The sequence below is a fragment of the Paraglaciecola hydrolytica genome (assembly GCF_001565895.1).
Taxonomy (GTDB): domain Bacteria; phylum Pseudomonadota; class Gammaproteobacteria; order Enterobacterales; family Alteromonadaceae; genus Paraglaciecola; species Paraglaciecola hydrolytica.
On the sequence record NZ_LSNE01000005.1, the window covers coordinates 852,561 to 867,421 of the forward strand.

The 14,861-nt window shown below is 43.0% G+C and carries 12 protein-coding genes; 5 read left to right on the plus strand and 7 right to left on the minus strand.

Going from position 1 to position 14,861, the window contains the following annotated elements:
- Positions 1-34: 34 nt before the first annotated feature.
- The 4 genes from AX660_RS11790 to AX660_RS11805 form a co-directional block, all read right to left on the minus strand.
- Positions 35-706 carry a riboflavin synthase gene (locus AX660_RS11790; RefSeq protein ID WP_068376761.1) on the minus strand — a complete coding sequence of 224 codons (672 nt, stop codon included), beginning with the start codon at positions 704-706 and terminating at the stop codon, positions 35-37.
- A 29-nt stretch (positions 707-735) separates the two neighbouring features.
- On the minus strand, positions 736-1,860 hold the full coding sequence (gene ribD / locus AX660_RS11795; protein ID WP_068376764.1) for a bifunctional diaminohydroxyphosphoribosylaminopyrimidine deaminase/5-amino-6-(5-phosphoribosylamino)uracil reductase RibD: 1,125 nt from the start codon (positions 1,858-1,860) through the stop codon (positions 736-738).
- 42 nt (positions 1,861-1,902) lie between these two features.
- Positions 1,903-2,352 carry a transcriptional regulator NrdR gene (gene nrdR, locus AX660_RS11800; protein WP_068376767.1) on the minus strand — a complete coding sequence of 150 codons (450 nt, stop codon included), beginning with the start codon at positions 2,350-2,352 and terminating at the stop codon, positions 1,903-1,905.
- Between the two features lie 260 nt (positions 2,353-2,612).
- Entirely contained in the window at positions 2,613-3,992 is a 1,380-nt protein-coding gene (locus tag AX660_RS11805) for a sugar porter family MFS transporter (protein ID WP_068377156.1), read from the minus strand.
- Between the two features lie 297 nt (positions 3,993-4,289).
- Between AX660_RS11805 and AX660_RS11810 the strand changes: the two genes are divergently transcribed.
- From AX660_RS11810 to AX660_RS11830, 5 genes are all read left to right on the plus strand, one after another.
- Complete coding sequence (locus AX660_RS11810) at positions 4,290-5,759, plus strand: MFS transporter (protein ID WP_068376770.1); 1,470 nt, start codon at positions 4,290-4,292, stop codon at positions 5,757-5,759.
- 74 nt (positions 5,760-5,833) lie between these two features.
- A complete protein-coding gene (locus AX660_RS11815) occupies positions 5,834-6,853 on the plus strand; it encodes a glycoside hydrolase family 43 protein (RefSeq protein ID WP_068376773.1) in 1,020 nt (339 codons plus the stop codon).
- An 18-nt stretch (positions 6,854-6,871) separates the two neighbouring features.
- Entirely contained in the window at positions 6,872-8,020 is a 1,149-nt protein-coding gene (locus AX660_RS11820; protein WP_068376776.1) for an endo-1,4-beta-xylanase, read from the plus strand.
- 212 nt (positions 8,021-8,232) lie between these two features.
- Complete coding sequence (locus AX660_RS11825; protein WP_068376779.1) at positions 8,233-12,342, plus strand: PVC-type heme-binding CxxCH protein; 4,110 nt, start codon at positions 8,233-8,235, stop codon at positions 12,340-12,342.
- Between the two features lie 112 nt (positions 12,343-12,454).
- On the plus strand, positions 12,455-13,561 hold the full coding sequence (locus AX660_RS11830; RefSeq protein WP_068376783.1) for a hypothetical protein: 1,107 nt from the start codon (positions 12,455-12,457) through the stop codon (positions 13,559-13,561).
- A gap of 70 nt (positions 13,562-13,631) precedes the next feature.
- Here AX660_RS11830 and AX660_RS11835 read toward each other — a convergent pair whose 3' ends face one another.
- The 3 genes from AX660_RS11835 to AX660_RS11845 form a co-directional block, all read right to left on the minus strand.
- Positions 13,632-13,934, minus strand: coding sequence for a CopG family antitoxin (locus AX660_RS11835; protein WP_068376785.1), 303 nt, complete (start codon positions 13,932-13,934; stop codon positions 13,632-13,634).
- On the minus strand, positions 13,931-14,209 hold the full coding sequence (locus tag AX660_RS11840; RefSeq protein WP_068376788.1) for a BrnT family toxin: 279 nt from the start codon (positions 14,207-14,209) through the stop codon (positions 13,931-13,933). The genes AX660_RS11835 and AX660_RS11840 overlap by 4 nt, the downstream gene beginning before the upstream one ends.
- 150 nt (positions 14,210-14,359) lie before the next feature.
- Positions 14,360-14,611 (minus strand): DUF4926 domain-containing protein, encoded by a 252-nt coding sequence (locus AX660_RS11845; protein ID WP_068376791.1) that lies wholly within the window; start codon positions 14,609-14,611, stop codon positions 14,360-14,362.
- Positions 14,612-14,861: the final 250 nt, after the last annotated feature.

A 14,861-nucleotide genomic window follows, 5' to 3' on the forward strand; every position in this document is an offset into this window, starting at 1 on the left:
GTTCTTATTCTTTCTCGTTTAGATGTTGCGTAATTTACCGTAAAAAACCATTTTCTGCTAAAAAGGCCATGCTGATATCTTTTTTCTGACCGTCAACGCCACGTTCCGCAGCTTTATCCCCAAGGATCAAACGCTCCAAATAACGGGCGATCACGTCAACTTCCAAATTAACCTTAGTGCCAACTTGGTATAAGCCTATGATGGTTTCTTGCAAACTGTGAGGGATAAGGGTGATCAAAAAGTGGTTACCATCGACTTTATTCACCGTCAAACTGACACCATCAACGGTAATAGAGCCTTTTTCAGCTAGGTATTTCGCCAGCTCTGTAGGAGCTTTAAGCCAAATCTCCACATAACGCCCGACTTGATTGATGGACAATACTTCACCCACACCATCCACATGGCCACTGACAATATGCCCGCCTAAACGACCATTAGCTTGCAGGGCTTTTTCGAGGTTTACTTTACTGCCAGCCTGATACTGAGCAAAACCTGTGCGTTTGATGGTTTCGTGGGATACGTCGGCACTAAAAGTACTGCCGCCTAATGCGGTAACGGTTAAGCACACACCATTGTTAGCAATGCTATCGCCCAAGCCCACATCACTCATATCGAGTTTATTGGTCTTAATGGTGAGTCGAATATCTTCGCCGCTGGGCTGTAGGCTTTGAATGGTGCCTATATCTTCAATAATGCCAGTAAACATAATTTCTCTTGTGTAAGTTAGCCTTGTACTTAGTCGTACAAAACCTTAGCGCTTAGTTTCAGATCGGGGCCAATTTGGCGCATGTCTGTCCAACTCAAATTGTAGCTCTGTTGCATGTCCGTTAAGGGTTCAATCGCAAACAAGTCTTGGCCTGTGTTACCCATAAGTTTGGGCGCTTGATATAAAATCAACTCATCAATCAATTTACTTTGTAATAAAGCCCCGGCCATTTTAGCACCTGCTTCTACCCAAATATGATTAAGCTGTTGTTTACCTAGATAATCAAACACCGCTGCTAGGTCTAATTTGTTGTCCACATATGGTGCTTGCCATTGATTCACATTGGCAAAAAATGGCAAAGGGTTAAACTCGCTGTTGATAATCAAACTTGGATCAGTCGACTGCAAACACTGTAAATCAGGAGTAAGTTGATTACGCCCATCCAGTACTACTTTTAAAGGTTGGCGCAGCTCTTTTTCTAGCAACGTTTGTTCGTCTAATCCCAATTCGTTATAACGAACATTAAGCAAAGGATTATCAGCCAATACCGTTCCAGAGCCCGACAATATAGCACAACTACGAGCTCGATGACGCTGCACATCCTGACGTGCTAAAGCCCCAGTGATCCACTTACTTTGACCGTTAGCCAAGGCGGTTTTACCATCGAGACTTGCAGCCAATTTAACCGTCACCCAAGGGCGACCGGTTTGCATTCGTTTGATAAAACCGCGATTAAGTTGCTCAGCCTGGACTTGTTGTAAACCATGTGCAGTACTGATACCCGCCGCATTTAATTTAGCTAATCCTTGACCTGCCACTAGGGGATTAGGGTCAACCATAGCCGCTACAACTCGAGCGACTCCCGCTTTTATCAGTGCATCAGCACAAGGAGGTGTGCGACCAAAATGACTGCAAGGTTCGAGGGTGACATAGGCAGTAGCCCCCTTAGCTAAGGTGCCTGCTTGTTGCAAAGCATGGACTTCTGCATGGGGCGTACCCGCTTGATGATGCCAGCCTTGGCCTACAATTTGGCCATTTTTATCCACAATGACACAACCCACATTGGGGTTAGGCGAAGTAGTATATTGGCCACGTTTGGCTAACTGAATAGCCAAGGCCATCATTTGGCTATCTAAGGGGGAAAACTGATCCAAGTGCTTTTATCCAGAATTGACCATGAATATTGAGTATTAAGCTTAATCACCCAAACGAGCGATTTCTTCACCAAACTCACGAATATCTTCAAACGAGCGATAAACTGAGGCAAAACGCACATAAGCCACTTTATCCAGTTCTTTTAAGGCATCCATAATTAAGTTACCTAAAAACTGGCTATCAACTTCACGTTCACCTGTGGCTCGTAAGGCTGATTTTAAACGACTAATACACTCTTCAATTTGCTCAGTACTGACCGGGCGTTTTTCCAAGGCTCGTTGCAAACCGGCACGTAATTTATCTTCGTTAAATGGCTCACGTGAACCACCCCGTTTAACGATGCGTGGCATGACCAGTTCAGCCATTTCAAAGGTGGTAAAACGTTCTTTGCAGATAGTGCATTCCCGTCGCCGTCTAACTTGGGTGCCATCTGCGACTAAACGAGAGTCGATAACCTTGGTTTCTTGCACGGCGCAAAATGGACAAAACATAGTAGGGTGTAACCTCAATCAACATGAGCCGCTAAATTAACAAAAAAAACGCAGAATACCAATGCAATGTAGCAGATAGAAAGGTTTAAGGTGTTTATATACCCAAACAAACTGAATCCTGCATCTTCAGGTTGTTTGGGTATAAACCAAACCTAGTTTGATTTGTTTAATAGAAATAAGGATAAACCCAGAGACTAAAAGGCCGGAGCACAATGTCCGGCCTTGATATAAAACTACCCTGAATAATTAGAGCCTCAAACCTAGCCCTGCATATCTTCTAGTTCTTTACCTTTGGTTTCGTATACATACTTAGCTACAAACAATACCGAGATGGCTGCGCATAATGTATAGAAACCATAAGCCCCTGCAAGACCAATACTAGTCAGCATGATGGGGAAGGTCATAGTAATGCCAAAGTTTGCGCCCCATTGAAACAAACCAGCAACGGCTAAACCAGAGCCACGGATTTGATTGGGGAACATCTCTCCCAACATCACCCACATTACGGGGCCCCACGATAAGTTGAAGAAAAATACATAAGCGTTGGCCGATATCAAGGCAAAAGCACCCATCTCACCTAAAGCCAGATTACCGTTGGCATCTAAATCAGCGTTCATAAAGGCAAATACCAAACAACCAAGGGTAACTGTCATGCCAATAGAGCCCAGCATCAAAAAGGGTTTACGCCCGACTTTATCGATCAGGTACATGGTGATAACACAAGCAGCAATACTCACTGCGCCACTGATAATGTTGATAAGCAGTGCATCAGACTCTGAAAAACCTACCGCTTGCCACAATACTGCACCGTAATAAAACACCACGTTAATGCCGACTAATTGCTGAAATACTGCGAGGCCAATACCAATCCACACAATCTTGCGCACTTTACGAGTTTGCTTATCGAGTAAATCTGCCAACTTAGGCTGATGGCGATCACCGGCTAAGCTTTGTTGAATTTCCAATAATTTTTGCTGGCCCTGAGCTGCGCCATATAATCGATTAAGTACATCAGATGCCTGTTGATTTTTTTTACGTAAAACCAAATAACGGGGGCTTTCAGGAATAAACAATAAGGCGATTAAAAACAATACTGCTGGAACCAACTCAATCCAGAACATCCAACGCCAAGCCGCAAAACCCATCCAAAAATCGGCGGTTGAAGCACCGGCAAAATTAGCCAATAAATAGTTACTCACAAAGGCGGCAAACAAACCGGTGATAATAGCAACTTGTTGAATCGAGGATAAACGACCACGCAATCGAGCTGGCGCTATTTCACTAATATAAGCTGGCGCCATCACCGAGGCGGCACCTACCGCTAAACCACCTAAAATACGATAAACGATAAACTCAAGTGATGAACCAGCAACACCTGAGCCCCAAGCACTAATGATAAAAAACACCGCCGTCACTAATAACAGGGTTTTGCGCCCGTAAATATCGGCTAAACGCCCCGCCGTAAAGGCACCTACTGCGCAGCCTAACAACATACTGGCTACATTAAATCCCGTGCCTATGTCATTAGAATTAAAGGTTTTTTGCAAACCATCAACCGTACCGTTGATCACGCCGCTGTCAAAACCAAATAAAAAACCGCCAATGGTGGCCACAATGCTCACTAACACAATAAACAACATATTTTCGTTGTTATGTTCTTGGTTATTTTCGTAATTAGAACTACTCAAAATCTCACCTCGGTGTGGATGAAAAAACTAAAATAAAGACTGACAGCATACTGCACTTCATAACTCACACAATAAGTTGTTAACCATCTGTGAAAAAACATAAGGTAATACTAAAAAATCAGCGTACCTGTTTGCCTAAAGCTTAAGCAAGGGCACATAAGATAATACTAAAAGCGAAAATAACAATAACCAAAAACCGCCAAGCCTATACAATCCCTGCATAACAAAAAACCTACAAATGACTTACATATGAATCAGCAAACAGAAAAATTAGGTGTTCTTGAAAAGGTCGGGTACAGCTTAGGTGATTTAGCCGCCAATTTGGTATTCCAAACTCTTGTTACTTTTATCGCCTTCTTTTATACCGATGTTTATAAAATCCCGCCTGAATCAGCTACCAGAGTTATCTTTGTCTGTGGTTTGATTGCAGCCTTTTTCAACCCTTTTATGGGCATGATTGCCGACCGCACACAAACGCGCTGGGGCAAGTTTCGTCCTTGGATATTGTGGACTTCGGTGCCTTTTGGGGTATTAGCCCTCTTAGCTTTTAGCACGCCAAACTTTGGTCCTGATGGAAAAATCTATTACGCCTTTGTCACTTATTTATTGTTATTACTGGTGTATTCAGCCAACAACTTACCTTACTCGGCGTTAAGTGGCGTTATTACCGGAAACATGCGTGAACGTAACAGCATGTCATCCTATCGTTTTGTGGCTGTAATGATTGCGCAATTTATTATTCAAGTTCTATTGTTGCCTTTAGTTTTAATTGCCGGTGACGGTGATAAAGCGATTGGTTTTGAAAAGGTCATGACCTTCTTATCAATTGCCGGCATTATCATGTTTTTAATCACCTTTTTTACCACTAAAGAACGGGTGGTACCCACTGCACAACAAAAATCTACAGTGCTCGAAGATGTTAAAGATCTCTTTGCCAACAAACCTTGGGTCGTAATGCTGCTTGTGACCATTTTAGTGTTTGTGACCTTGGCCTTAAAAGGCGGCATGTATATTTTCTATTTCGAAAACTATTTGGATGCCGGTCAAATTGCACTGTTTCTCAACAATATTGGGTTTAATAGTTTTATCTCTGGCCTCAACTCTATGTTGACGGGTATGGGCTTGACTGAATTTAAATGGCCAGAAGATCCCGCCACCTCAGGTTTTGCTTTGTTTAATGCTGGCGGCATCATCTTTATGATCATCGGGATTGGTTTTTCTAAATCATTGGCCGACCGATTTGGCAAACGTGAAGTCTTTGGTGCTTCGCTATTTACCTCCACCTTGTTCATCGCTGTGTTTTACTTTTACCCCGCAGACGCCATAGGCACAGTGTTTATGTCGCAAATATTGCATGGTTTTTTCTATGGTATTTCCACTCCTTTACTGTGGGCAATGATTGCAGACGTAGCCGATTATTCAGAGTGGAAAAACAATCGCCGCGCCACTGCGATTATCTTCTCAGCCATGATAGTTGGTTTAAAAGTAGGCTTAACCTTAGGTTCGTCTTTTGTATCTAGCATACTTGATCACTACCACTATAGCGTTGACTTAGTTGTGCAATCGGCTGAAACCATCAACGGCATCAAACTGTCTGTCAGCCTTTATGCTTCGATTCCGTTTTTCTTGGCCGTGGCTTGTTTGTTTGCCTACAGTATTAATAAAGCGATGGAGCAGAAAATTGAACAAGACCTAAACACTAGACGCCAAAGTGTTTAAGTAAACTAGTTAAGTTAATTATCACCAGCACAAGCTTATTTAAGCTTGTGCTTTTTTTACCAAGCGAGTGAGTCATGTCAGAAGAATTATTACCCCCCGAACAAATACAAGCCATTAGAGCCAAAGCGATTTCCCAGCCCTTAGTTGAGAACATTTATACTGCCGACCCTTCTGCCCATGTGTTTGATGGCAAAATTTATATTTACCCTTCCCATGACATCGAAGCCGGTATTCCGTTTAACGACAATGGCGACCACTTTGGCATGGAAGACTACCATGTGATTTCCATGGATTCGCCCGATAGCCCCGCCGTAGACAACGGTGTAGCTTTACATGTCAAAGATGTGCCCTGGGCTGCAAGGCAAATGTGGGCGCCCGATGCAGCGAAAAAAGGTGATCTTTACTATTTTTATTTCCCGGCAAAAAAAGCCGATGACATTTTTCAGATTGGTGTCGCCGTTGGTGATTCGCCAATAGGACCTTTTGTAGCTCAGCCTGAGCCAATTAAAGGCAGTTACACTATCGATCCTGCCGTATTCGAAGATGAAGACGGTGAGTACTACATGTATTTTGGTGGTATTTGGGGCGGACAATTACAGCACTATCGTAAGAACCAATATGACGCGACGCTTAGCGAACCTGCAGATCATGAGCCACAACTTGGCCCTATCGTTGCCAAAATGAGTGATGACATGTTGGAGTTTGCAGAAACGCCCAAAGAGATCCTGATCCTCGACGAAAACGGCCAGCCTTTATTGGCAGGCGACCACGACAGACGCTTTTTTGAAGCCTCGTGGATGCATAAATACGATGGCAAATATTACTTTTCGTACTCCACCGGCAATACCCACTTTTTGTGTTATGCCATGGGTGATAGCCCTTACGGCCCCTTTACTTATGGCGGGCGCATCCTTGAGCCAGTCTTAGGCTGGACCACTCATCATTCCATCGCTGAGTTCGAAGGCAAGTGGTATTTGTTCTATCACGACTCCAGTTTATCAAGTGGTATCACCCATTTGCGCTCAGTCAAAATGGCGGAAATTACTTATGATAAAGACGGCAAAATAAATACACTCAAGCCCTATCGCGATTAATAGCCCTAGAGAACTACTATGAAATTAGCATTATTCCCGACCACCACTGCACTTTTGTTAAGCTGTATTTTACTCTCAGCTTGTAGTAATCAGAGCGTCGAAAAATCAGCGTCTACCGCCAGTTTGAAAGATGTCTATAAAGACAGTTTTTTAATTGGTACCGCTATTGGTAATAGTCAACTGATGCAGCCCAAAGCCATTACCACTAAGCTTATCCAGCAAGAATTTAATGCCGCTACGCCAGAAAACGATATGAAATGGGAGCGTATCCATCCTTTACCTGGTGTCTACGATTTTGCTGCCCCTGATAAATTTGTTGAGTTTGCCCAAGCCAACAATATCTTTATCACTGGCCATACTTTGTTATGGCACAGCCAAGCACCTGATTGGGTTTTTGAAGACGAGCAAGGTAATGAGATCAGCCGTGAAGCTCTACTCGTCCGTTTAAAAGATCACATAGATACGGTAGTGGGACGTTACAAAGGCCGCGTGCAAAGTTGGGATGTGGTTAACGAAGCCTTAAACGAAGATGGCAGCATGCGCCAGTCAAAGTGGTACAAAATCATCGGTGACGACATGCTCGAAAAAGCCTTTGAATACGCCCATGCAGCTGATCCTGATGCAGAACTGTATTACAACGATTACAACCTCTATGCCCCGCAAAAACGTGCCGGTGCCGTACGCATTGTGCAGCAGTTAAAAGCTAAGGGTTTACGCATAGACGGTGTAGGCATGCAAGGCCATTATTCATTGTTTCACCCCGAGTATAAAGAAGTGGAAGACTCCATCATTGCTTATGCCGCACAAGGTGTAAAAGTGATGTTTACCGAAGTGGACATTTCGGTATTGGTCTTTCCAGAAGGGGCCGAAGCTGGGGCTGACGTAAACCAAAACTTTGCTTTACAAGAAAAGCTCAATCCTTATAGCCAGGGTTTAACGCCTGAAGCTGAGGCTGAACTCGACAAACGTTACAGCGATTTGTTTGAAATATTATTACGCCATGAAAAAGACATCAGCCGTGTCACCTTTTGGGGTACGGATGATGGCATGACCTGGCGCAACAACTGGCCAATGAAAGGCCGCAGTGATTATCCCCTGCTGTTTGACCGCCAAAGCAAGGCTAAATCTGCCTACTACAAAATAATGGCCTTAAAACATAAGTCATAGTCAAAGTTCCCCCTGTCTATAACAGGGGGACGTTTCTGCATTACGTAAACCAACAAACGCCTAAAAAGTATTATTTTTAAGCGATTTTCTTATAGCTTAAACCTTGCACCTCCCGATAGACTGTCAACATTGTTAAAAATATGTTTGATAGTTGCTATCAATTTGTAACTAGCAATCAATGTTTATCTTAAAACTGAATTTGCGAGAACATTATGATATTTCGTTACTTGGTATTATTTGCCCTTTTATTACCTGTTCTTGCCCTGGCCAAAGGTTTGGATCATCTGGTGTTTGAACCACCAGCTAATATTGCCAAGGGTAAATCTGTGGTACTGATTTCAGGTGATGAAGAATACCGTTCAGAAGAATCATTGCCTATGTTGGCCAAGATACTAAGCCAGCGTCATGGATTTAAAACCACCGTCTTATTTGCAATCGATAAACAAAGTGGCGTCATTAACCCAAACGAAAACAGTAATATTGCCCGTTTAGATTTACTCAAGAATGCCGATTTAATGATACTAGCCACACGCTGGCGAGTACTTCCGCCGCAACAATTACAGCATTTCCTTGATTATTTTAATGCCGCCAAACCTATTATCGCCCTGCGCACCGCCACTCATGCCTTTAACAATACCGACCACTATGGCGGCTATGATTGGCAAAACTTTGGTGTAAACGTGGTGGGTGAAAATTGGCTAAATCACCATGGCGAACATAAAGTGCAAGGCGGTCGTGGCGTGATAGTCGAGAAAAACGCTCAGCATCCGCTACTCAATAATGTCAGCGATATTTTCACGTGGTCTGATATTTACGGCATTAAACATCTAGACCAAGCCAAGGCCACCGTTTTGTTAAATGGTGCGGTGACAGAATCACTGGAAATGGATTCAAAAATTATTGATGGTAAGTTAAACAATCCCATGATGCCCTTGGCGTGGCTGAAGTCTTACACTACGCCAACAGGAGATAAAACAGGCCCTGTTTTTGCCACCACCGCCGGTGCAGCTGTGGATTTCAAAAAAGAAGATTTACGACGTTTAGTGGTCAATGCGACTTACCATTTGCTGAATCTAAAGGTTCCACAAAAAGCCGATGTGGCTTTTGTCGATCCCTTTGAGCCTTCCTTTTATGGTTTTCAAGAAGCCGATTACTACCTAAAACGTGGTTTAAAAGTGGAAGATTTTGTCTTAGGTAAATCGGGCAAGGCGATTTTAACTAAAGCTGAATTAGCTAACTTGAATGTGAGTTCTGCAATCACATTGAACAAAGGTGATCGCATTGCCTTAATTGGTAACGGCTTACCTGAGCGTATGTTGCATTATGGGCATTTTGAAACCGAGCTACTGTTACGTAACCCCGATAAAGATCTGACTATTCGCACCTTAGCCAGACCGGGTTACACCCCAGGTTTTAGACCTCATTCATCACGTAATAGCCAGTGGGCCTTCCCCGGTGCAGCGCAATTTAATCCACAATTTAACCACCACAGTGGTGAAGGCCACCATCCTACAAGTGACGAATGGTTATACGACATTGCCCCTGACGTGATTGTGGCATTTTTTGGATTTAACGAGTCTTTTGCTGGAAAAGAAGGTGCCGAGAATTATCGTGCCGAATTATCCGCTTTTGTCGATCACACTTTAGCTAAGCAATATAACGGCAAAAACGCAGCTAAATTGGTGCTCGTGTCACCTATCGCCTTCCAAGATTTATCAGCTACTTTGGATTTGCCTGATGGCAAACAAACCAACAAAAACTTAGCCCTATACCGCGATATCATGCAGCAAGTAGCCGCGGCAAAAGGTGTTCACTTTGTTGATATTTTTGAGCCTAGCGCTACGATATTTGCTAGCAGCAAAACGCCGTTAACGGTCAATGGCGCCCATTTGAATCAAGCAGGTTATCGCCTGCTAGCGCCGATATTAGTCAATGGTATTTTTGGTCAACAACAGCTTGTAGCGCAAGCCAAACATGATGAAGTACAAAAGCTAGTAATAGATAAAAACTGGTACTGGTTTCAAACCTATCAAATGCCCAATGGTGTACATGTTGATGGTCGTCGTTTTGAGCCCTATGGTGTGGATAACTACCCTGAAGAAGGCAAGAAGGTTAAGCAGCTAACACAAAACCGTGACAAAGCCTTATGGGCTTTATTAAGTGGTAATACTTTTGATTTAACCGCCGCCGACCAACAAACTCAACAACTTACACCGATTAAATCTAACGTAGCAGAAGAGGCCGTAGGTGAATATCTCTATGGTGAGGATGCGCTGGCTAAGTTTGAAATGGCCAAAGGTTACAAAATAGAGCTGTTTGCATCAGAAGTAGAATTTCCTAACTTAGCTAATCCGGCGCAAATATCTTTTGATAATCAAGGGCGTTTATGGGTTTCCACCTTAGGCTCTTATCCCCACTATCGCCCTGGGGATGCACGTCCAGATGATAAAATCTTAATTTATGAAGACAGCGATGGTGACGGTAAAGCCGATAAAGAAACCGTATTTGCCAGCGGTTTAAATTTACCCATAGGTTTTGAAATCACCGAGTTTGGTGTGTACGTATCACAAGCCCCTAACTTGGTATTACTCAAAGACACAGATGGCGATGATAAAGCCGATACTTACGACATCATTCTGTCGGGTTTTGATACCCATGATACCCACCATGCGATCAGCGCATTTACCGCCGATCCCTTTGGTAACATCATTTTGGATGAAGGGGTATTTTTGCACTCCAACATCGAAACCGCTTACGGTCCTGTTCGCGGAGTGAATGGGGGGTTTTACCGTTTTGAACCCCGTACGCAAAAATTAGAGCGTATGGTGCAAACCCACATCCCTAACCCATGGGGCGTAACCTATGACAAATGGGGGCAAGGCTTTTTTCTGTTTACTTCTGGTCCCGAAGTCAATTGGATGACGCCGGTCGAAATGAAAACACGTTATGGCCAACTCACTCTTGGCACCGATACCTTAATTGAAGAAGCTCATCGTGTGCGCCCCACCTCAGGTATAGAGTTTATTTCCAGTCGTCATTTTCCCGATGAAGTACAAGGTAATTTATTACTCAATAACGTTATCGGCTTTTTAGGTGCTAAACAGCATCAGCTTGAAGACGCAGGCACTGGTTATGTGAGTCATTGGCGCCATGATTTATATACTTCAAGTGATCCTAATTTCCGTCCGGTTGATATGGAATTCGCCCAAGATGGCTCGCTCTATGTGGTCGACTGGCATAACCAGTTAATCGGCCACATGCAACACAACGCCCGAGATCCGCTGCGTGATCACGCCCATGGTCGAATTTATCGGGTGACTTATCCTGAACGTGCCTTGTTAGCTAAAGTAACAATAACAGGAGCAAGCCCAGCCGAGTTATTTGAACTATTAAAAAGCCCAGAAGACCGAATTCGTTATCGAGCCAAACGTGAATTGCGGGCTTTACCTGCAGATAAGCTAATTGCTGCCAAGAAAAAGTGGCTCAAAAGCCTAGATAACAAGTCTACCCATTATGAACGTTATGTATTAGAAGCCATGTGGGCAAGTAATAGCCCTAACGATTTTGATCAATCCTTAGTACGTCAATTACTTAAGGCTAAAGATTTTCATGTGCGTGCAGCCGCAGTGCGAGCGCTACGTTATCAACTAGCTGATTTCGAAGATGCTATCCCCTTATTGAAAAAAGCCGCCAATGATGAGGAAGGCCGAGTGCGCCTAGAAGTGATTGCCGCAGCCTCGTGGCTAGATTCAGCGGCCACTATCAACATCTTGCAAGAAGTGGGCAAACACCCTATCGATAGTTGGATGAGAAACGCGTTTTTGCAAACCATGAACAATGTAGGTGGCACATGGGAGTTTAAGGAAGAAGTCGTCGCCAATGAAGCCGCCCATTTACCAGAGGTTTTACAACAAACTTACTTTAAAGGTAAGGATATTTATCGCAAAGAGGGTTATTGCTCAACTTGTCATCAAGTTGATGGCTTTGGTTTGCCGGCAGCTCAATTTCCACCATTAGCTGGCACTGATTGGGTGACAGGCAATCCAGAGCGCCTTATCGACATTGCCCTGTACGGTATTATGGGCAAAGTATGGGTTAAAAATGTGGAATATGTCGGTCATGTACCCATGACACCTTTTCAAGGCCTGTTAAATGACGAAGAAATGGCCGCCGTGCTCACTTATGTGCGTAATGCTTTTGGTAATAAAGCCTCTGCGATCTCGCCTGAGCAGGTCAAAAATGTACGAGATGGCGGACAAGAACCACAAGGATTTTGGACAGCTGAAGCGCTGAAAAAGAAATACCCTGACGCAGAATATTAGGATTAACAAGGCTTTATACTTTAAGCTAGGAGCCTAGTTTGAGCATGTTAAAACCCAGCGAGTCTGGGTTTTATTTTAGGTGTTTTTTTGTTTCTTTTATTTTGGTGCAGGCATGAAAAATCTGTTAAATGAAACCGCTGTACAACATATCGCTGACTGTTTCAGTGCAGTAGATAAAAACTTTAATCACCCAGAATTCTGCCAACAGGCATTACAGGGTTTAAACACTCTCGAACTCAAACAGCGGGTAAACCATATCATCGAGGTATTACATCGATTTTTACCGAGTGACTTTCAACAAACATCAGAACTGCTCAAACTCTTACCTAAGGTGTGGCAACAACAAGATCCCAATAAACAAGTCAGTAACTTTGCTGCGTGGCCGGTGATCGATTACGCCAGTGTTTATGGTTTAGCCCATCCACAACAATCTTTAGAGGTGCTAAAAACGCTAACCCCTTTGTTTAGCGCTGAATTTGCTATACGTGCTTTTATTATCGACCATTCTGAATACTGCCACAGCCAATTTAAATTATGGGTCAAAGACGACAGTGAACATGTGCGCCGTTTAGTCTCTGAAGGTACTCGCCCTCGCCTGCCTTGGGGTTTACAACTTAAACGCTATATGGCTGATCCCTCACCCAATATTCCATTGTTAGCCGCGTTAAAAGACGATCCCAGTTTGTATGTCAGGCGCTCGGTAGCCAATCATCTCAACGACATCAGCAAAGACAATCCGGATAAACTCTTAGAAATTTGTCAAGCTTGGCATGTTAACGCCAGCAAGCACGTACTGTGGATAATCAAACACGCCACCCGCAGTTTAGTTAAAGCCGGAGATGCGCAAGTATTACGTTTGTTAGGTTATGAGCAAAGTGTTGCGCTAAAACCAGTCAAATTAAATATCACCAATAGCCAAGTAAAACTGGGCGACTATCTTGAATTCGACTTTGAGCTCCACTCCACCAGCTCAGAGTCACAAAACCTCGTCATCGACTTTGCCATTCATTTTGTCAAAGCTAACGGCCAACAAAAGGCCAAAGTGTTTAAACTAAAATCCATTGAATTAGGCGCTAAACAAAGCAATAAAATACAAAAACGCCATGGCATAAAGGTGATCACTACCCGCCAGTATTATGCAGGCACGCATTTGTTAGAGATTTTGATAAATGGTCTAGGGGTGGCGAGTCAGGAGTTTGAGCTGAGCAAACAAATTTAACGTAGAACACGATTGTTTTTTGGCTCCGACCTTTTTCTACAGCCTCAACGCTTTTAGAAGCTGCGCTGTTTTATCGCGTCCGCTTGCTCAACTTGTTAGCTGTAATATCTTGTAAAGTGCCAGATACATATTTGTGAAGTACACTAGCCACCAATGTTTGATATGGAATGCCTTCTTCCAAAGCGCGGCGCTGAATCGCAGATAAATCATGCCCAGATAAGCGAATATTAATACGCTTATCTCTTTTGAATGTATCCTCTGCGGATGCTTGGATTTCGGACTTACGCTTTTCTGTTAGTGTTGATGTAAAGTTACCACTATCAAAATCATCGAGTAAATCTCGTTCTTTTTGATCCAGTTTTACATTGTTCATGGCTTTTCACCTAAATATTGCTTAGTAGCCTTGCGACTAGGGATGACTGTTTTTAAGAAAATTTCTTCATCAGTTTCAATATAGGGAACCAGATATGCGTAGTTATCAATATTGATGATGAAAATCCGTTGATTGGGGTACTTTTGCTGATTTGAGTTTTTCAAATCATCTAACAAGCAATTATTTTGAAGATGATAAATAACATCTTCAAACGAGATGCCGCGCTCCTCAATTAAGAGCTTGTTTTTATCAGGATTCCAATCAAATACTTTCATGTTTAGCAGTCTAGCATTGTGTGCCGTATGTCATCAAGAAGCTAACGTTTCAAATAAGCGGCACAGATTTGCTGGCTATACTTGTCGAAGAATGAGCCGCAGCCAGCGAGTATGTGTCCGGCGACGAAGGAGCGCACTTGATTTACCTTGTTAGGTGCTACTAGCACACACTACCTCCATTTTTATTTCAGAAGGTTCGAAAGTAGTAAGCCATTTCGTAACGCCTTTCTCATCACTACATTCAATGTCATAACCTAAGCAAGGTGTAGTATAAATTTCTACAATGGTTCCAACATCTCCTATTTTAGGTGAGCAATAGCCCAAGCAAGATCCACGACCCTGTAACTTTTTGGGATTCGAAATTTCTAATACTTTGATCACATCGTATTGTTTAAATTCCATATCTAAAAGCACCTAACACTTATTAACGAGCAAAGCGCATTTGTCGCTGCTCGGCTTGATTGTTTTTTCCGTCATTTTCAGTGCTTACCTTCTGATTTTATTACGTATTTTATGCTTTAACTCGCCCTATATTAATACATTTCCAAAAAACAAAAGGAGCCTGACTTTAACGAGACTTTTTACGCTTCCTATTAAAAGCGATGTGTATAATATTTTCCATAACTAAATTAACAACGTAGCGATTCTCTGA